This is a genomic window from Pseudomonas sp. NBRC 100443 (genome assembly GCF_030268185.1).
Taxonomy (GTDB): Bacteria; Pseudomonadota; Gammaproteobacteria; order Pseudomonadales; family Pseudomonadaceae; genus Pseudomonas; species Pseudomonas citronellolis.
Map to the genome: position 1 here is coordinate 45,652 of NZ_BSQE01000002.1, position 20,709 is coordinate 66,360.

Genomic DNA, 20,709 nt, shown 5'->3' on the forward strand with positions numbered 1-20,709 from the left:
CTTTTGTGACAAGCGGCTGCGGGCAGGCGGGGGAGCCTGCAGCACTGTTTCGATGATTCCATATTGCCATTGCCTTTTCCCGCGCCAGCCCGCACCATGCGGCGCCGGCCCCCGTGGGGCGCCGGATGGTCCGCTGGCAGGAAGTGACGATGTTGTCGAACGGGCGAATGGGGGGCCCGCGGCGGAGGTTGCCGTGGCTGGCCACCGTGGTCGTGACCGCTACCTTTGCATGGCTCCCCGGGTGGCTGGAGGCGGACTGGGATTTCACCCTGATCGCCCGCCGCGCCGAGGCGCTGTATGGCCCGCTGGGGGCAGGGCGCGCACGCATCGAGGCCTGGCAGCGGGTGCTGGCCGACGAGGCGGGCGCCGACGAGCAGGAGCAGCTGCGGGCGGTCAACGACTTCTTCAATCGCCAGCTGCGTTTCACCGACGACCTCGGCCTGTGGCACCAGGTGGACTACTGGGCCACGCCGGTGGAGGCCCTGCTCAAGGGGGCCGGCGATTGCGAGGACTTCGCCATCGCCAAGTACGTCAGCCTGCGCCACCTCGGGGTGCCGGCGCAGAAGTTGCGCATCACCTACGTCAAGGCGCTGCGCCTGAACCAGGCGCACATGGTGCTGACCTACTACCCGCGGCCCGAAGCGGTGCCGCTGGTGCTGGACAACCTGATCGGCAGCATCCTGCCGGCCTCGCAGCGCGACGACCTGCAGCCGGTGTACGCCTTCAACGGCGAGGGGCTGTGGCTGGCCGACGGCGGTGGAGGCAAGCAGGTGGGCGACAGCAAGCGGCTGTCGCGCTGGCAGGACCTGTTGCGGAAAATGGAGGCCGAGGGGTTCCCCTCGCGCGAGTAGCGGAGTCGAGATGTCCCTGTTCAAACAACTCCTGATCGCCATCTGCCTGTTCCTGGTGGTGGCCTTCGGCGGCAGCTTCATGGTCGGCCTGGAAAGCTCCCGCGAGCAGTACGTCAACCAGTTGCGCTCCCACGCCCAGGACGCCGCCACGGCGCTGGGCCTGTCGCTCACCCCGCACATCGACGACCCGGCGATGGTCGAGCTGATGGTCAGCTCGATCTTCGACAGCGGCTATTTCGAGCGCATCCGCGTGGTCGACCTGGCCACCGGCAAGGTGCTGGTGGAGCGCCAGGGCGTGCCGGACGCGGTGGCCTCGGGCGCGCCGCAGTGGTTCGTCTCGCTGATCGGCCTGCCGTCCGCCGGCGGCGACGCCGTGGTCAGCCGCGGCTGGACCCAGGCGGCGCGGGTGGAGGTGGTGAGCCACCCGATGTTCGCCATCGCCAAGCTCTGGCAGAGCGCCCTGGGCAGCCTCGGCTGGCTGCTGCTGTGCGGGGTGGCCAGCGCGCTGCTCGGCGCCTGGCTGCTGCGCCGCCAGCTACGCCCGCTGGACTACATGGTGGCGCAGTCCCACGCCATCGCCCGCCGTGAGTTCCTCAGTCTGCCTGAGCTACCGCGCACCCCGGAACTGCGCCGCGTGGTGCAGGCGATGAACCAGATGGTGGAGAAGCTCAAGGCACTGTTCCAGGAACAGGCCGAACGCAGCGAGCGGCTGCGCGACGAGGCCTACCAGGACAGCCTGACCGGCCTGGGCAACCGGCGCTTCTTCGACCTGCAGCTGCAGGCGCGGCTGAGCGCCGAGGACCAGGTCAGCAGCGGCTACCTGCTGTTGCTGCGGGTGCTCGACCTCGCCGGCCTCAACCTGCGCCTGGGCGCCCAGCACACCGACGCCTTGCTCAAGGCGGTAGCCGAACAACTGCAGCGCGCCAGCCAGGGCCTGGGCGCCGGGCGCACCCTGGCGCGCACCCGCGGCGGCGAGTTCGCCCTGCTGGCCCCCGGGCTGCTGGAGGAAGACGCCGAGCAACTGGCCACGCGCCTGGAGGGCATGCTCGCCAGCCTGGCCAGCACCGGCGCCAGCGACCAGCCGCGGGTGGCGGCCTTCGGCCTGGTGCCGTTCCATCCCGGCGAGGCGCCGGCCAGCCTGATGCTGCGCGTCGACCAGGCCCTGGCCCAGGCCGAACGCCAGCAGCACAGTGCCTGGGCACGGCTGGACAGCGAAGCGGCGCCGGTGGCCGACGCGCGCCACAGCTGGCACCAACTGCTGGAGCGGGCGTTGCGCGAGAAGCGCTTCGAGCTGTACTTCCAGCCGGTGGTGGCCTGCGAGGACACCGAGCTGGTGCTGCACCACAAGGTGCTCTCGCGCCTGCCGGACGGGCAGGGCGGCAGCCTCGCGGCGGGCCGCTTCCTGCCCTGGCTGGAGCGCTTCGGCTGGTCGGCGCAGCTGGACCTGCTGATGCTCGACCTGACCCTGGCGCACCTGGCCGGCCACGACCAGGTGCTGGCACTGAACCTCTCGGGCGCGCTGCTGCGCGACGAACGCGCCCTGGCCCGCGCCTTCGAACGCCTGCGCCAGCACCCGCAGTACGGCAGCCGCCTGGTGCTGGAGCTGGAAGAAGACCAGTTGCCCGACCAGGCGGCGCTGGAGGCACTCACCCGCCGCCTGCGCGAGCTGGGCTACGGCCTGGCGCTGCAGCACTTCGGCGGGCGCTTCAGCATGATCGGCAACCTGGCGCGCCTGGGCCTGGCCTACCTGAAGATCGACGGCAGCCACATCCGCGCCATCGACGTGGAGAACGACAAGCGCCTGTTCATCGAGGCCATGCAGCACGCGGCGCACAGCATCGACCTGCCGCTGATCGCCGAACGCGTCGAGACCGAAGCGGAATTCCGCGTGCTGCGCGGGATGGGCATCGAGGGGGCGCAGGGGCAACTGTTCGGCGCGCCGCGGCCGTGGGGGCGGGGTTAGCGACGGCTGTTCCGTCCCCCCGTTGGAGCGGACTCTGTCCGCGATTCGCGCGCAGGGCGCGCTCCTACACCCGCGCTTCCTGGAGCCGTAGGAGCAACTGTCTTGTGCCGAGGCGCTCTTCGTAGGATGGGTTGAGCTTGCGAAACCCATGCGGTTGCGCTGATGGGTATCGCTTCGCTCAGCGCCATCCTACGAAAAGCCGTGCTTCCTGGAACCTACGCAGAAATATCCGCACGCATCGGAACGTTTCTTCAGAAGACCGAGCGAAACCCGCTCAGGAGACCAGGCGACATGAAGGTCACTGGGTCATTCCCCTTCGGGCCGGCGCAAGCGCTGTTCGCGATGTCAGATCAACCCCCCATCCTCCTCCTCGTCGATCAACCGATGCAGGCCTCCCAGCGCCTCACGCGCCTGGGTACGGCTGAGCAGCTTGGAGCGCGCCGCCTCGGGCAGGTCGGTAATACGGATCACGCCCTTGGCCATCAGCACCGAGATCAGGTCCTCCAGCACCCGGATCATCTCCAGGTCGCTGCGTTGCAACTGGCGCAGGCTGTATTCGGCCTCGCGCCAGGCGTGCACTTCCTCGTCGTCGTCGGCCAGGCTGCCGCTCATGCCGGCGAAGGCGGCGCTTTCGACGCGTATCAGCCGGCCTTCGGCGTCACGCTGGATGTAAGGCATCGCCTCGTCTCCATCAGGTGTTCGGGATACCTGGCGACGCCCCGTGGGGCGCCGCCAGGCGGGCTCAGTGGTGCTCGGTCTTCACCAGCGGGTCGGCGCCGGCCACCAGCGACTTGACGATGTCCGCCGAGGTCGCGCCGTAGGTCTTGAGGTCGACGCCGGTGAGCTTGATGGTCACGTCGGGCGAGCTGTTCACCTGGCCGGTGGTGCTGATCTGCAGGGTCGAGGTCGCGGTGTCCACCTTCAGGTAGCTGAGGATGTCGTTGTGCGCGGCATCCGGCAGCAGGTCCACCAGGTCGATGCGGTCGCCGTCGGTGGGCTTGAAGTCGGTGATGGTGTCCTTGCCGGTGTCGCCTGCGCGCCAGATGAAGGTGTCGGCGCCGTCGCCGCCGGTCAGGGTGTCGTCGCCCTTGCCGCCGACCAGCAGGTCGTTGCCTTTGCCTCCGTCGAGGGTGTCGTTGCCCAGGCCGCCATACAGGGTGTCGTTGCCGGTACCGCCATTGAGGATGCTGTTGCCCGCGCCACCGTAGAGTATGTCGTGGCCGTCGCCGCCATTGAGGGTGTCGGTGGTGCTATTGCTGCTGTTGGTGCCGTAGCCGTGCAGCAGGTCGTTGCCGCTGCTGTTGGTCGAGGCCACCGTGATGCTCAGCGTTTGCGTAGCGCTGGCCGTGCTGCCGTCGGACTCGGTGGCGATGGCGGTGACGCCCAGGGTCAGGGTGCCGTTGTAGCCGCTGGCCGGCAGCAGTTGCAGGTCGTGCAGCTGCGCCTGGGTGAAGCTCCAGCTGCCGTCGGCGTTGTGGGTGCCGCTGGTGAAGGTGGCGTCGTTGGGCATGCCGGTGATCTTCACCGAGAGGCTTTCCGAGCCGTCGGTATCGCTCAGGGCTGCGTTGATGCCGACGTTGATCGGCGCACCGTAGGTCTTGCCGCCCAGGGTGAAGGTGGGAGGATCAAGGCTCAGGCTGGAGTCCTTGTTGGCGTCGCCGCCGTTGAGCACCAGCCAGTCGAAGTGATAGTTGCCGCTGCTGCTGGCGGTGTAGCTCTGTACGCCACTGCCGTTGACGCTGGCGCCACGCTGCTCGGAGGAGGTCACCTGGATCAGCGTGCGGGTGCCGTCGGGACCGGTGACCACCAGCGCGACTATGTCGTTGAAGCCATTGCTGATCTCGCTGCCGGAGTTTTCGCCGTTGGTGAAGTTCCAGGCGAAGTTGACCTGGGTGCCGGCCTTGAGCGTGTAATCCGAGCTGGTCAGCGAGCCGTCGATGACGTCGACGTTACCCGGGTCGCTGGTACCGGTACCGTTACCGGCCGGTGGATTGATGCCGTCCAGGGCACCCGACTTCAGGCCGGTCTCGGTTTCCAGGTTGGCCTGGGTGATTCCCTGGGTGGTGCTGATGCTGGTGGCGCCGGGGTTGAGCGCGAAGATGCTGCCGCTATTGAGCAGCGGCACGTCGGCCACCGGCGTGACGCTGAGCGCCACCGTGGAGCTGGCGGTGCCGCCGTGGCCATCGCTGATGGTGTAGGTGATGCTGTCGCTGCCGCTGAAGTTGGCCTTGGGCGTGTAGGTCAGAGTGCCGTCGGCATTGACCGTCACGCTGCCGTTGCTGGCGGAGGCGCTGGTGACGCTCAGGCTGTCGCCGTCGACGTCGCTGTCGTTGGCCAACACGTTGAGGGTGACGGGCTTGTCTTCCTGGGTCGAGGCGATGTCGGGCTTGGCCACCGGCGCATCGTTCACCGCATTGATGCCGACGGTCACGGTGGCGGTGGAGGTGCCGCCGTGGCCGTCGCTGACGGTGTAGGTGAAGCTGCCGGTGCCGTTGACGTCCTTGGCCGGGGTGAAGACGACGTTGCCGTTCTCCAGCTTCACCGTGCCGTTGACCGCGCCCTGCACGCTGAGGATGGACAGGCTGTCGCCGTCGACGTCGCTGTCGTTGCCCAGCAGGGTATTGGCGGCGATGGTCAGGGCGGTGTCTTCGTTGGTCACCAGTTCGGCCAGGGGGTGGCTGAGGCTGCTGCCGCCGAGCACGCTGTGGCTGCCGCCGGCGGGGGCCAGCTCGACCTTCAGCTGGGCGTTGCCGCCCTGGTCCCAGTAGAGGATCTCGATCTGGTGGTTGCCGCCCTGGGCGACGGTGAAGACCGGCGACACCAATGTACTGGCGCTCTGGTTGGCATCGACCTTGGCTACTTCCACACCGTCGATGCGGATGCTGTAGCCGTCGTCCGCCGTCACCTTGAACGTGTAGTTGCCGGCGGCGAGGTTGACCAGCCCGGTGAGCTGGACGATGGCGTCGCTGGTGTTGGCCGGGTCGGTGCTCAGCGAGGCGGCGTCGCTGCCGAGGAACTTCTGCAACTGCTTGTCGCCGCCCAGGTTATTGCTTACGCCATTACCGTAGTCCAGTGCGGTAGCGGTGAAAGTCGCGCTGGGGGTGTTCTTGGCGATGAACGCGCTGACCATGCTCAGGCTGGTCAGGTTGTTGCCGTCGGTGCCCTCGCGGTAGCCCCAGTAGTTGCCCTGCAGGCCGCCGACCAGGTAGTGGTCGTTGACCGCCACGGGGTCGTCGTTGACCGGGGTGACGTTGACGGTGAGCTTGTTCGGCGTGCTGTCGAAGGCGCCGTTGCTGTCCTTCACCGAGAAGGTGAAGCTGGCGTAGTTGTTGCCATTGGCGTTGGCCGCCGGGGTGAAGGCCAGCTTGCCCAGGTCGGCTGCGGCGATCACCTGGCCCTGGGTGACGGCGACGCCGTTGAAGGTCAGGCTGCCGGCGCCCGGCAGGCTGTCGATGCGCACCGCGCCGAGGGCGTCGTTGTGGTCGACGTCGTTGAAGCCGAAGTCGAGGGCGCTGAAGCTGCGGCTGCTGTCTTCATTCAGCGTGATGGTGCCGTCGCTGCCGGTGGGCGCGTCGTTGGCGCCGGTCACGGTGATGGTCACGGTGGCCGGGGCACTGGTGGCGCCGGCGCTGTCCTTGGCGGTGTAGGTGAAGCTGACCTGGCGGCTTTCGCCCGGGGCCAGGCTGTCGAAGTCGCTGCCCGGGTTGAATACGTAGCTGCCGTTGGCGTTGAAGGTCAGGTTACCGTTACCGGTGCCCGGGCCGCTGACCAGGGCGTAGCCACTGGGGTTGACCGGGCTGTCGATGTCGCTGGCAGCCGGCACCTGGTCGCTGAGCACGCTGTTCTCGCCAGTGGTCTTGCTGTCGCTGGCGGCCACGGGGGCATCGTTGACCGGGGTGACGGTGACCGTCACCAGTTGCTCGGCCAGGCCACCCTGGCCGTCGCTGACTGTGACGGTGAAGCTGTCGGTGCCGTTATAGTTGGCCAGCGGGGTGTAGCTGTAGCTGCCGTCGCCGTTGACCACCACGCTGCCATGGGCCGGAGCGCTGCCGTTCTTCAGGGCGTAGCTCAGGGCGTCGCCGTCGACGTCGCTGGCGCCGAGCTGGCCGTGGAGCACGTCGTCTTCCGCGATGCTCTGGCTGGCCGGGCTGGTGAATACCGGGGCGTCGTTGACCGGGGTGACGGTGACCGTCACCAGTTGCTCGGCCTCGCCGCCATGACCGTCGCTGACTGTGACGACGAAGCTGTCCGGGCCGTTGTAGTCGGCCGCCGGGGTGTAGCTGTAGCTGCCGTCGCCGTTGACCACCACGCTGCCATGGGCTGGGTTGCCGCCGTTCTTCAGGGCGTAGGTCAGGTTGTCGCCGTCGATGTCGCTGGCGCCGAGCTGGCCGTGCAGCACGCTGTCTTCCACGGTGCTCTGGCTGGCGGCGCTGGTGAATACCGGGGCGTCGTTGACCGGATGGACCTGCACCGTCAGCGTCTGGCTGCTGGTGGCCTGGTCGCCGTTGGCCGTTTCGCTGGCGGTGGCACTGACCTGCAACTGGAAGCTGCCGTTGAAGTCCTGCGGCGGGGTGATGGTGAGTTTGCCCAGGTCCCAGCCGGTGACGTCGACGCTGGTCTTGTCGGCCCCGGCGGTGAAGCTGAGGGTGCCGTCGCTGAGGACCGCGCCGAGCGGGATCGAACCGATGCTGACCTTGAGGGTTTCCGAGCCGTCGGTATCGACCAGCGCGGCGTTGACCTTCGACAGCGGAATGCTGCTGTCCTCGCGGCCTTCGTTCAGCCCGTAGACCTGGTAGTAGCCCTGGCCGTTGCTGCCGGCCAGGTCCGCCAGGCGCTCGCCGGCGGCGGTGAGTTCGCTGCCGTCGTGGTAGAGCAGGGCGCTGCCAGTGCCGAGGGTCTGCGCCGGGCTGCCGTTGTCGGAAAGCGTCAGGCTGTAGTTGCCCGGGCCGCTCTGGTTGTGCTGGTAGAGCGCCAGGGTGTAGTAGCCGCTCTCGCTGGGGGTGAAGGTACCGCTGAACTTGCCGCTGGAGCCGCTCCAGGTGGCTTCGGCGACCTTGGTGCCGCCGACCACCAGGCGGATGCTGTCGTCGCCGACGCCGGCGAAGGTATAGGTGTGGCCGGCCTCGAGGAAGATCAGGCCGCTGACCTTGGTGGCGGTGCCTGCGCTGACGCTGCCGTTGCTCACGCTGTTGGTGGAGGACGTGCTGGCCGGCGCGCCGGCGGCGTCGATGACGCTCTGCAGGGTGTCCGGGTTGATGCCGTTGCCGTTGCTGCCCAGGGCCAGGCCGGTCCAGCTCTGCACGGTGAGGCCGGTGGACGCCGGATGACCGCTGGAGGCGTCGAGGCTGAGCAGCGGCGCGTCGGCCACCGGGGTGATGCCGACGGTCACGCTGGCGCTGCTGGTGCCGCCATCGCCGTCGCTGATCGTATAGACGATGGTGTCGCTGCCGCCGTAGTTGGCGTCCGGGGTGTAGGTCAGGGTGCCGTCCTGGTTGATGGTCACGCTGCCATGGCTGGCACTGGCGCCGGTGACGCTCAGGCTGCTGCTGTCGATGTCGGTGTCGTTGGCCAGCACGTCGATGGTGACGCTGTGGTCTTCATCGATCGTGGCGCTGTCATCGTGTGCGATGGGGGCATCGTTCACTGCCGTGACGGTGATGCTGACGACGGACTCGACGGTGCCGCCCTGGCCATCGCCGACCACCACGGTGAAGCTGTCGTTGCCGTTGTAGTCGTGGTCCGGGGTGTAGGTGTACTTGCCGTTGCTGGAGTCGAGTACCAGGGTGCCGTGCTGTGGCTCGCTACCCGGTTTCAGGGTGTAGGTGAGGGTGTCCTTGTCGACGTCGCTGGCGACGACCTGACCGGAGACGGCGGTGTCCTCGGCAGTGGTGTTGCTGTTGTCGGCGGTCACCGGCTCATCGTTCACCGCCGTGACCGTGATGCTGACGACGGACTCGACGGTGCCGCCCTGGCCATCGCTGACCACCACGGTGAAGCTGTCGTTGCCGTTGTAGTCGTGGTCCGGGGTGTAGGTGTATTTGCCGTTGCTGGAGTCGAGTACCAGGGTGCCGTTCATCGGTCCGCTACTCGGCTTCAGGGTGTAGGTAAGGGCATCGCCATCGACGTCGCTGGCGACGACCTGGCCGGAAACCGGCGTGTCTTCCAGGGTGGTCTTGTTGGCGTTTTCGGCCACCGGCAGGTCGTTCGCCGAGTTCACGGTGATGTCCAGGGTCGAGCTGGCGCCGGTGTTGGTGGTGTAGGTGATCTGCGGCACGGCGCCGTGGTAGTTGGCGTCCGGGGTGAAACTGTAGTGGCCGTTCGCATCGATCACTATGCTGCCGACGCCGACGATGGTGGTGCCGGTGCCGGCGGCGATGTTGCCGCTGAAGCCGGCGACGCTGTAGCTGCTTACGCTCAGCGTGTTGTCCACGTCGCTGTCGTTGTCCAGCACGTTGCCGGTCGCGCTGCCGTCGTCCTCGTCCATGCTCGCGACGTTCGGGAGCAGCACCGAGGGATCGTCCACCGGGGTGACGTCCAGGGTGAAGGTGTGCGAAGCGCTGTCGAAGGCGCCGGCGCTGTCCTGCACGCTGAAGCCGAAGCTGGCGTAGGGAGCGCCATTGTCGTTGGCGTCGGGGGTGAATGTCAGCTTGCCGAGGTCGGCGGCGGCGATCACCTGGCCCGGGACGACGGCGACGCCGTCGAAGGTCAGGCTGCCGGCGCCCGGCAGGCTGTCGATGCGCACGGCCTGCAGGTGCTGGCCGGCATCGGTGTCGTTGAAGGCGAAGTCGGCGGCGCTGAAGCTGTGGCTGCTGTCCTCGTCCAGGCTGGCGCTGCCATCGGCGCCCTGGGGCGGGGTGTTGCCGCCCACCTGCACGGTCAGGCTGCTGCTGTCGCTGGCGCCGTGGCTGTCGCTGATCTCGTAGTGGATCACCACGCTGCCGCTGACGTTCTCGGCGGGCACGAAGTTCAGGGTGCCGTCGGGGTTGATGCTGACGCTGCCCTGGCTGGGGTCGGCGAGCACGGCCTTGGTGACGCTGAGCGCATCGCCGTCGACGTCGCTGTCGTTGCCGAGCACGTCGATGCTCGGCAGCGCCACGTTGATCGGCGTCAGCGCCTGGTCGGCGTTGGCCACCGGCGCATCGTTGGTGCCGGTGATGGTCAGGGTCAGGGTGCTGCTGCCGGTGGCGCCGTGTTCATCGGTCACCGTGAAGCCGATCTGCAGCACTTTCACCTGGTTCGCGGCCAGGCTGTCGTAAGCCGCGTCCTTGGCATCGAAGACCCAGCTGCCGTCGCTGTGCAGGGTGAAGCCGGCCGGCGCGGCGCCGTCGACGGAGTAGCTCAGCTGGGCGCCATGGTCGACGTCGCTGGCCTGCAGCTGGCCGGTGATCTCGCTGACCGGCTTGAGCTGGTCGACCAGGGCCTGATTGTTCGCGCCGTTGCTGGTGAGGGTCCAACCCGCGCCGTCTTGTACCGCCTGGCCGACCGAGCCGACGACGCTGGCTTGCGGCGGCAGGTTGCTCAGTACCAGGGTGGAGTCGACGGAGCTGTCGCCGCTGTCCGCCACGCCGATCACCAGGGTGTAGGTGCCCGGCTGGTCGAAGGTGTGGCTGAAGGTCTGCGGGCCAGAGGTGCCGTAGTCGCCCACCGCGGCGACGCTGCTCAGCAGGGTGACGACCTGGCCGTTGACCTGCACGAAGGCGAAGTCGCTGTAGGGCGCGTAGTCCTGGGTGGTGAAGGTCCAGTTGAAGCTGATGGCTTCGCCCGGCTGGGTGGTGGTGATGGTCAGCGTCAGCGCCGAACCATCGGTGGCGCCGGCGACGACGCCCGGCTGCAGGCTGCCGCCCTCCACGGCGCTGGCGCTGGCGGCCTGGGCCACCGGTGCATCGTTGCTGCCGACGATGTTGACGGTGACGCTGGACTGGGTGCCGTCCGCGCTCTGGACATTGAAGGTGTCGGTCAGGGTTTCGTTCAGCTTGAGCTCGTTGTAGGCCGAGTCGGCGACGTAGCTCCAGGTGCCGTCGGCAGCCAGGGTGAAGTGGCCGTACTGGCCGGCGACGTTGGTCTGCTCGACGAAGGTGGCCGGGCTGTCGACGTCGGTGATGGTGAGTTGGCCGCCGGTGGTGATCGGGGCGTTGGTCTCGTTGATGCTGACCTGGGCGCCGGTGATGACGGCGGCGTCGTTGGTGCCGTCGATGGTCACGCTGACGCTGGAGGTGGTGCCATCGGCGCTGGTAACGGTGAAGGTGTCGGTCAGCGACTGGCCGACATTCAGCTGGTTGTAGGCCGAGTCGGCTGTGTAGCTCCAAGTGCCGTCGGCAGCCAGGCTGAAGTGGCCGTACTGGCCGGCGACGTTGGTCTGCTCGACGAAGGTGGCCGGGCTGTCGACGTCGGTGACGGTCAGTTGGCCGCCGGTGGTGATCGGGGCGTTGGTCTCGTTGATGCTGACCTGGGCGCCGGTGATGACGGCGGCGTCGTTGGTACCGGTAACCGTGATGGTGATGGTTTGCGGATCGCTCAGCGCGCCGCTGTCATCCTTGGCCTGGTAGGTGAAGGTGACGTCGCGGCTGACACCGGCCGGCAGGCTGTCGAAGTCGTGGCCCGGATCGAAGGTATAGCCGCCATTGGAGTTGAAGGTCAGCGTGCCGTTGCCGGTGCCGACATCGGTGGCCAACTGGTAACCGACAATGGTGCCGTCGACATCGCTGGCCGCCGGGACTTGGCCATTGAGAACGGTGTTCTCTTCGGTCGTCGCGCTGCCAGCCTGAGCAATCGGTGCGTCGTTGGTGCCGGTGACCGTGATGGTGATGGTCTGCGGATCGCTCAGCGCGCCGCTGTCATCCTTGGCCTGGTAGGTGAAGGTGACGTCGCGGCTGACACCGGCCGGCAGGCTGTCGAAGTCGTGGCCCGGATCGAAGGTATAGCCGCCATTGGAGTTGAAGGTCAGCGTGCCGTTGCCGGTGCCGACATCGGTGGCCAACTGGTAACCGACAATGGTGCCGTCGACATCGCTGGCCGCCGGGACTTGGCCATTGAGGATGGTGTTTTCTTCGGTCGTAGCGCTGCCAGCCTGGGCGACCGGTGCGTCATTGGTCCCGGTGACGGTAATGGTCAGGGTGCTGGAGCTGGTAGCTCCATGGTCATCGGTGACGATGACCGGGATGTTGATTACTTGCGTCTCACCATCCGCCAGATGTTGATAGGCCGGGTCCTTGCCATCGAAGGTCCAGCTGCCATCGGTTTTCAGGGTGAGGCCGGCGGGTGTATTGCCGTTGATGCTGAAAGTCAGGACGGTGCCATCATCGGCGTCAGTGGCTACCAGTTGGCCTGTACTCACCTGGTCTTCGTCGGCTGCTGCGCTGGCAGCTTGGGCGACGGGGACATCGTTGGTTCCGGTGACGGTGATGGTCAGGGTGCTGCCACTGGTAGCCCCCTGGTCATCGGTGACGACCACCGGGATGCTGATGACCTGGGTTTGTCCCGCAGCCAGGTGCTGATAGGCGGCATCGCTGGCGTCAAAGCTCCACTTGCCATCCTGGCCCAGGGTGAAGCCGGCGGGTAGGGGGCTGTCCGAGCCGAATTGCAACTGGGCCCCCTGGTCGGCATCAGTGGCCTGCAGTTGGCCATCGATCTGGCTGTCTTCGTTGACCGCGGCCCTGGCGGCCTGGGCCACCGGTGCGTCGTTGGTGCCGGTAATGGTCAGCGTCAGAGTGCTGGTGTTGGTGGCGCCATGCTCGTCGGTAACGATCACCGGAATGCTGATGACTTGGGCCTCTCCATCGGCCAGATGCTGGTACGCCGGGTTCTTGCCGTCGAACGACCAATTGCCATCGGTTTTCAGGGTGAAGCCGGCCGGTGCATTGCCGTCGATGCTGAAGGTCAGGACCGCGCCGTCGTCGGCGTCGCAGGCCGTCAGTTGCCCGGTGCTCACCTGGTCTTCATCGACTGCAGCGCTCGCAGCCTGGGCCACTGGTACGTCATTGGTGCCAGTGACGGTGATGGTCAGGGTGCTGCCACTGGTAGCCCCCTGATCATCGGTGACGACCACCGGAACGCTGATGATCTGCGTCTGACCGGCAGCCAGGTGCTGATAGGCGGCATCGCTGGCGTCGAAGCTCCACTTGCCGTCCTGATCCAGCGTGAAGCCGGCGGGGAGGGGGCTGTCGGAGCCGAACTGCAGCTGCGCCCCTTGGTCTGCGTCGGAGGCCTGCAACTGGCCATTGATCTGGCTGTCTTCGTTGACGGCGGCACTGTCCGCCTGGGCTACCGGTGCGTCGTTGGTACCAGTGATGGTCAGAGTCAGAGTGCTGGTGGTATTGGCTCCCTGGTCGTCAGTGACGATTACCGGAATGCTGATGACCTGGGTTTCGCCATTGGCCAGATGCTGGTACGCCGGGTCCTTGCCATCGAACGTCCAGCTGCCGTCGGCTTTCAGGGTGAAGCCGGCCGGTGCGTTGCCGTCGACGCTGAAGGTCAGGACCGCGCCGTCATCGGCGTCGGTGGCCCTCAGTTGGCCGGTGCTCACCTGATCTTCGTCGGCCGCTGCGCTGGATGCCTGCGCTATCGGCACATCGTTGGTACCGGTGACGGTGATGGTCAGGGGGCTGCCACTGGTAGCGCCCTGGTCATCGGTGACGATCACCGGAATGCTGATGACCTGCGTCTGGCCTTCGGCAAGGTGCTGATAGGCAGCATTGCTGGCGTCGAAGCTCCACTTGCCGTCCTGGCCCAGGGTGAAGCCGGCGGGCAGAGGATTGTCGGAACCGAATTGCAGTTGCGCCCCTTGGTCGGCATCGCTGGCCTGCAGCTGGCCACTGATCTGGCTGTCTTCATTGACCGTGGCACTGGCAGCTTGGGCGACCGGCGCATCGTTGCTGCCGGTGACGGTAATGGTGATGGTCTGCGGATCGCTCAGCGCACCGCTGTCATCCTTGGCCTGGTAGGTGAAGGTGATGTCACGGCTGACACCAGCCGGCAGGCTGTCGAAATCCTGGCCCGGATCGAAGCTATAGCTACCGTCGCTGTTGAAGGTCAGCGTGCCGTTGCCAGTACCGACACCGCTGGCCAACTGGTAACCGGCGATGCTGCCATCAACATCGTTGGCCGCCGGAACCTGGCCATTCAGCACATCGTTCTCGGCGGTAGTCGCGCTGCCCGCCTGGGCAACTGGCGCGTCATTGGTGCCGGTGACGGTAATGGTCAGGGTGCTGGAGCTGCTGGCGCCCTGGTCGTCGGTCACCACCACCGGGACGACGATCACCTGGGTCTGGCCTTCGCCCAGGTGCTGATAGGCCGGGTCCTTGCCGTCGAAGCTCCAGTTGCCGTCGGGCTGCAGGGTGAAGCCGGCGGGGGCCTTGCCGTCGACGCTGAAGGTCAGGCTGCTGCCGGTGTCGGGGTCGCTGGCGGCGATCTGGCCGGTGAGTTGCCCGTCCTCGGTGACCTGGGCCTGGGCGCTGGTGGCTTGCGGCGTGTCGTTGGCGCCCTGGATGTCGATGTCGATCACCCGGGTGTCGCTGGCCCCGGACGGGTCGCGGACGGTGACGGTGAAGCTGTCCTGCGGGTGCTGGCCGGCCGGCAGGGCGTTCACCGCGGCGGCGTCGACCACGTAGACGTAGCTGCCGTCAGGACTGACCGTGAGCTGGCCGAAGGCGCCCTTGGCGCTGCCGCTCCAGGTCAACTGGTCGCCGTCGACGTCGCTGGCCTGCAGCTGGCCCTTGATGTCGGCGAAGCTGTCGTTGGCCGCTGTGTCGACCAGGGTGGCGCCGTAGCTGCCGCTGGCCACCGGGGCGTCGTTGACTGCGCTCACGCCGATGTCGACGGTCAGGCTGCTGGACGCGCCGCGGTTGTCGGTGACCGTCACCACGAAGCTGTCGGCGCCGTTGTAGTCGGGGTTGGGCAGGTACTGCCAGGTGCCGTCGGCATTGACGATCAGGCTGCCGTTGGCCGGGCCCCGGGCGAGGGAGTAGGTGAGGCTGTCGCCGTTCGGGTCGCGGGCCTGGAAGGCGCCTTGCAGCAGGGTGTCCTCGGCGGTGCTCAGCTGCAGGCCGGCGAGGGCGTTGCCCTGGTCGTCGACGAAGCTGGGCGCGAGGTTCGGCGCCTGCTCCTGCTGGCGCTCGCCGTCGCCCTGGCCGGCAGCGCCCGGGCCGCTGGTGGTGTAGCCGATGCTCGGGTCGACGTGGCCGCCGGTTTCCTCCAGCAGCACGAAGCTGTGGCCGCCACCGGCCGGGCCGCTGCCAGCGGCGCTGGCGCCCGGGCCGGCCGCGGTGGGGGCGAGGGTCTGGGTCGGGTCGGCGCCGGCGGCGATGGCTTTCTGCAGTTCCTCGGCGCTGGCCGTGACGGCGGGCTGGGCCGGCGCATGGGGTGCCAGTTCGCTGGCGCTCAGCTGGCTGTCGCGGCCCAGGTCGAGCACGCGGCCGTCGGGCAATTGCAGGGCCACCGCGCCAGCGTCGCCGGTCTGCACCAGGTCGCCGAGGAAGAGGCGGTCGCCCTCGACCAGCACCCGCCGCTGCCCCTCGGCGGATACCGCCAGCACTTGCCCGATGACGCTTTTCACCACTGCGACGACGCTGCTCATTGCACTTCTCCCCTGAGGCGGATGCTGGCGTGCCGGCCGGGTCGCGGCCCTGATTGCGGCGCGCCAGGTGGCATTCCCTTGTCTGTTGGAGCTGGAAAACAGGCGTCAACTAATTGGCTTAATGAGTTTTCGCGATTAGGTTTATGCCAATCTATTGACCATTTCCGAGGCATCCTAAACAATTGGCAAAACGATGTCACTGTGATGTCAAAGAGCCCCGCGAAAAAATTTCCAACGGGGCTCCGGGCGCCAATGACCTCCTCACGTGCAGCGCATTCGCCGGTCCTTCGATGCCACCCCTGGGTACACGAATCGCTGTCCATATCCCTGCGATAAGGATGTTCAAACCATGCGTTTGCGTTTCGTGCCCCTGTTGCCCCTTGCGCTCTACTGCGCGGCCCCGGCCCATGCCACCACCCTGAACGAAGCCATGCAGCGCGCCATGGACGTGCACCCGGAAATCCAGGCCGGGGTGAACAGCCGCCTGGCCGCCGACCAGCAGCTGCGCGCCGCCCAGGGCGGCTACCTGCCTTCGGTCGACCTCACTGCCGGCTATGGCCGCGAGGGCGCCGACAACCCCACCACCCGCGGCGAGGGCGACCACTGGCGGACCATGAACCGCGGCGAGTCGGCGCTGAGCCTGCAGCAGATGGTGTTCGACGGCTTCGCCACCTCCAGCGAGGTGGGCCGCCAGAAGGCCACGGTGAACTCCCGCGCCTATGCGCTGCTGGGCACCGCCGAGCGCACCGGGCTGGAAGTGGCGCAGGTCTATACCGACGTGCTGCGTCGCCAGGAGATGGTCCGCCTGGCCGAGGAGAACCTGAAGAGCCACCAGCGCATCTACGACCAGATCAGCCTGCGCAGCGCCCGCGGCGTCGGCCGCCTGGCCGACCAGGACCAGGCCGAGGCGCGCCTGGCCCAGGCGCGCAACAACCTGCTCACCGAGCAGACCAACCTGGCCGATGCGCGCACCAACTACCTGAGCGTGGTCGGCGCCGAGCCGCTGGAGCTGAGCGAGCCGGCCGGCCTGCCGGGCCTGCTGCCGCAAGACCTGCAGGACGCGCGCCGGCAGCTGCTGGAGAACAGCCCGATCCTGCGTTCGGCCGAGTCCGACGTGGCCGCCGCCGAGAAGCAGTACGAAGCGGCCAAGGCGCCGTTCTACCCGCGCTTCGACGCCGAGCTGTCGCGCAATGCCGACAACAACCTTTCCGGCGACCCGGGCCACAACAACGATTGGCAGGCCATGCTGCGCATGCGCTACAACCTGTTCGCCGGCGGCAGCAACAAGGCCGAGCTGCAGTCCAAGTCGTACCTGGCCAACCAGGCCCTGGACGTCCGCAACAACGCCCTGCGCCAGCTCAACGAGGAACTCGGCCTGGCCTGGAACGCCCTGGCCAACGCCCGCGATCAGCTGCCCATCGCCCGCCAGTACGTGGACTACAGCAGCCGCGTGCGCGAGGCCTACCAGAAGCAGTTCAGCATCGGCGAACGCACCCTGCTGGACCTGCTGGACAGCGAGAACGAACTGTTCAACGCCTCGCGCCGCCTGGTCGACCTGCGCTACACCGAGCTGTTCACCCAGTACCGGGTGAAGGCCACCCTGGGCGAACTGCTCAAGAGCCAGGGCGTGGTCGCGCCCCTGGCCAGCGTCGCCAGCGAAGACGTCAAACCCCAGGTGCAGCTGCCCGGCCTCAACTGAGCCGGCCGTGCGCCCAACCCCCGGAGTAGCCCCGCGTGGATCAGGAAACCAGCCAAGTCCCCTTGAGTCGTGATCCGCGCGTCCTGCTGGACGACCCCCTGCTGGACAGCCTGCTGAGCCTCTGCGCGCTGCACCGCAAGCCGGCCAGCCGGGCCATGCTCACCAGCGGCCTGCCGCTGCCCGGGCAGCGCCTGTCCGCTGAGCTGCTGCCGCGCGCGGCGGCCCGCGCCGGCTTGCAGGGGCGCCTGCTGCAGCGGCCGCTGGAGCGGATCCCGGCCATCGCGCTGCCGGCCATGCTGCTGCTGCGCGACGGCCGCTGCGCCGTGCTGCTGGGCTGGGAGGCCGGCGGCGAGGCGCGTCTGCTGCTCAGCGAGAGCGACGGCGGCGAGGTGCGGGTAGCCCGCGAGCTGCTGGCCGAGGACTACGCCGGCCAGGCCTTCTTCGCCCAGCCGCAGCACCAGCACGACCTGCAGCACGGCGAGATGATCCCCCGCGCGCGGCGCTGGTTCCGCGACACGCTGCTGCGCTCGCGCTGGCTGTACGTCGATGCGGTGGCGGCGAGCCTGCTGATCAACCTCATCGCCCTGGCCGCGCCGCTGTTCGTGATGAACGTCTACGACCGCGTGGTGCCCAACCAGGCCGCCGCCACCCTGTGGGTGCTGGCCGTCGGCATCAGCGGCGCCTACCTGTTCGACCTGCTGCTCAAGACCCTGCGCGGGCTATGCCTGGACCTGGCCGGCAAGAAGACCGACCTGATCATCAGCGCGACGCTCTTCGAGCGCATCGTCGGCATGGACCTGAGGCAGCGCCCGGCGCGGGTCGGCAGCTTCGCCCAGAACATCCACGAGTTCCAGACGCTGCGCGACTTCCTCGCCTCGCTGACGCTGACCAGTCTGATCGACCTGCCGTTCACCCTGCTGATCCTGCTGGTGATTGGCATCATCGGCGGGCCGCTGGTGTTCGTCCCGCTGCTGGCTTTCCCGCTGGCCGCCGGCATCGGCTGGCTGCTGCAGAAGCCGCTGGTGGAAACCATGAACCGCACCATGGCCCTGGCCGCCGAGCGCCAGTCGAGCCTGATCGAGACCCTCGCCGGGCTCGACGCGGTCAAGGTCAACAACGCCGAGAGCGAGCGCCAGTACCTGTGGGAGCAGACCATCGGCACCCTCGGCCGCCTGGAGCTGCGCGTCAAGCTGCTGTCCAGCCTGGCGATGAACCTGACGCTGCTGATCCAGGCCCTGGCCGGGGTGGTGATGATCATCGGCGGCGTCTACCTGATCATCGCCGGCGATCTCAGCATGGGCGGCCTGATCGCCTGCTACATGCTCAACGGCCGCGCCCTCGGCCCGCTGACCCAGCTTTCCGGGCTGATCCAGCGCTACCAGCAGGCGCGCCTGACCATGCACAGCACCGACCAGATGATGGCCCTGGAGCAGGAGCGCAACAGCAGCGAGCGCCCGCTGAGCCGCCAGCAACTGCGCGGCGGCATCGAGCTGCGCCAGCTGAACTTCGCCTACCCGAACCAGCAGGTCGAGGCGCTGCACGACATCAACCTGGTGATCCGCCCCGGCGAGAAGGTCGGCATCATCGGCCGCAGCGGCTCGGGCAAGAGCTCCCTGGCCAAGCTGATCGTCGGCCTGCACCGTGCCGACAGCGGCAGCCTCTTGGTGGATGGCGTCGACACCCGCCAACTGGACGTCAGCGACCTGCGCCACAACATCGGCTACCTGCCCCAGGACATCAACCTGTTCAGCGGCAGCCTGCGCGACAACCTGGTGGCCGGCGCGCGCTACGTCGACGACGAGACGGCGCTGCGCGCCGCCGAGCTGGCCGGGGTGCACGAGTTCGCCCGGCTGCACCCGCAGGGCTACGAACTGCAGGTGGGCGAGCGCGGCCTGAACCTCTCCGGCGGCCAGCGGCAGAACGTCGCCCTGGCCCGCGCGCTGCTGCTGGACCCGCCGATCCTGCTGCTGGACGAGCCGACCAGCTCCATGGACAACGCCGGCGAAGAACTCCTGAAGCAGCGCCTGCAGCCGCTCATCGCCGACAAGACGCTGCTGCTGGTCACCCACCGCGCCTCCATGCTCAGCCTGGTGGAGCGCCTGGTGATCGTCGACCGCGGGCGGATCATCGCCGACGGGCCGAAGGACGTGGTGCTGGACGCATTGAAGAAGGGGCAGATCAGTGTCGCTTAATCCGTTCGGCCTCTTCGGCCAGTCCATCCGCGGCTATTTCCGCGGCAGCGAGGACCTTTCCGGGCAGCCGCTGCCGGAAGTCAGCAAGGCCCTGGTGGAGGACGCCCCGCGGGTGGTGCGCCTGACCATCTGGGCGCTGGTCGGCTTCGCCCTGTTCCTCGGCCTGTGGGCGCACTTCGCCGAGATCGACGAGGTGACCCGCGGCGAAGGCAAGGCGATTCCCTCGTCCAAGGTGCAGAAGATCCAGAACCTGGAGGGCGGCATCGTTTCGCAGATATTCGTCCACGAAGGCCAGGTGGTGCAGGCCGGCGAATCGCTGATGCGCCTGGACCCGACGCGCTTCCAGTCCAACGTCGGCGAGACCGAGGCCGACCGCCTGGCCATGTTCCTGCGCGTGGAGCGCCTTTCCGCCGAGGTGGAGGACCGCGAGCTGCGCATCCCCGACGACGTCCGCGCCAAGGTCCCGGGCCAGGCCGGCAGCGAGGAGGCGCTGTTCCAGAGCCGCCAACAGCAGCTCAAGGACGAGGTCGCCGGCCTGGAGCAGCAACTGGTGCAGAAGCAGCAGGAGCTGCGCGAGTTCGCCTCCAAGCAGGCGCAGTACCGCAACAGCCTGGAGCTGCTGCGCCAGGAGATCGCCATGTCCGCGCCGCTGGTGGGGCAGGGCGCCATGTCCCAGGTGGAGCTGCTGCGCCTCAAGCGCGCCGAGGTGGAGAACCGCGGCCAGCTGGACGCCACCAGCCTGGCCATCCCCCGCGCCGAGGCGGCGATCAAGGAAGTCGAGCGCAAGGTCGCCGAGACCCGCGCGCGCTTCCGCAGCGACGCGCTCAAGGAACTCAACGAGGCGCGCACCGACCTGAGCAAGGCCGAAGCCACCGGCAAGGCCCTGGAGGACAGGGTCAACCGCACCCTGGTCACCTCGCCGGTGCGCGGCATCGTCAAGCAACTGCTGGTGAACACCATCGGCGGGGTGATCCAGCCGGGCAGCGACCTGGTGGAAATCGTCCCGCTGGACGACACCCTGCTGGTGGAAGCGCGCATCCGCCCGCAGGACATCGCCTTCCTGCACCCCGGGCAGAAGGCCATGGTCAAGTTCACCGCCTACGACTACACCATCTACGGCGGCCTGCCGGCGGAACTGGAGCAGATAGGCGCCGACACCGTCACCGACGAGGACGGCAACAGCTTCTACCTGATCAAGCTGCGCACCCGCAAAAGCCACCTGGGCAGCGACGAGAAACCGCTGCTGATCATCCCCGGGATGGTCGCCAGCGTGGACATCATGACCGGCAAGAAGAGCATCCTCAGCTACCTGCTCAAGCCCATCCTGCGGGCGCGGGCGGAGGCTTTGCGGGAGCGTTGAGACCTACCGCTGACGACGTCGCCGTTTTCGTAGGAGCGAGCTTGCTCGCGAACGGAGTTCCCCGGTGGCTGCG

At 67.8% G+C, this 20,709-nt stretch carries 7 protein-coding genes; 5 read left to right on the forward strand and 2 right to left on the reverse strand.

Annotated elements, in window-relative coordinates:
• The first annotated feature begins 149 nt into the window (after positions 1-149).
• Positions 150-851 (forward strand): cysteine protease LapG, encoded by a 702-nt coding sequence (lapG, locus tag QSJ95_RS02480; RefSeq protein ID WP_423357989.1) that lies wholly within the window; start codon positions 150-152, stop codon positions 849-851.
• Positions 852-861: 10 nt separating this feature from the next.
• On the forward strand, positions 862-2,814 hold the full coding sequence (gene lapD / locus QSJ95_RS02485; protein WP_285639730.1) for a cyclic di-GMP receptor LapD: 1,953 nt from the start codon (positions 862-864) through the stop codon (positions 2,812-2,814).
• 345 nt (positions 2,815-3,159) lie between these two features.
• Here lapD and QSJ95_RS02490 read toward each other — a convergent pair whose 3' ends face one another.
• Positions 3,160-3,492, reverse strand: a complete 333-nt coding sequence (locus QSJ95_RS02490; protein WP_009622277.1) for a hypothetical protein — start codon at positions 3,490-3,492, stop codon at positions 3,160-3,162.
• Between the two features lie 64 nt (positions 3,493-3,556).
• The gene (locus tag QSJ95_RS02495; protein WP_285639733.1) at positions 3,557-15,385 is read right to left on the reverse strand and encodes a retention module-containing protein; all 11,829 of its coding nucleotides are present in this window, start codon (positions 15,383-15,385) and stop codon (positions 3,557-3,559) included.
• 349 nt (positions 15,386-15,734) lie between these two features.
• Between QSJ95_RS02495 and QSJ95_RS02500 the strand changes: the two genes are divergently transcribed.
• From QSJ95_RS02500 to QSJ95_RS02510, 3 genes are read left to right on the forward strand one after another with little or no spacing between them, the layout of a single operon-like run.
• Positions 15,735-17,084 (forward strand): TolC family outer membrane protein, encoded by a 1,350-nt coding sequence (locus QSJ95_RS02500; RefSeq protein ID WP_285639735.1) that lies wholly within the window; start codon positions 15,735-15,737, stop codon positions 17,082-17,084.
• 35 nt (positions 17,085-17,119) lie between these two features.
• Positions 17,120-19,276 (forward strand): type I secretion system permease/ATPase, encoded by a 2,157-nt coding sequence (locus tag QSJ95_RS02505; protein ID WP_285639737.1) that lies wholly within the window; start codon positions 17,120-17,122, stop codon positions 19,274-19,276.
• On the forward strand, positions 19,266-20,636 hold the full coding sequence (locus QSJ95_RS02510; RefSeq protein WP_009622249.1) for an HlyD family type I secretion periplasmic adaptor subunit: 1,371 nt from the start codon (positions 19,266-19,268) through the stop codon (positions 20,634-20,636). Before QSJ95_RS02505 ends, QSJ95_RS02510 begins: the two co-directional genes overlap by 11 nt.
• Positions 20,637-20,709: the final 73 nt, after the last annotated feature.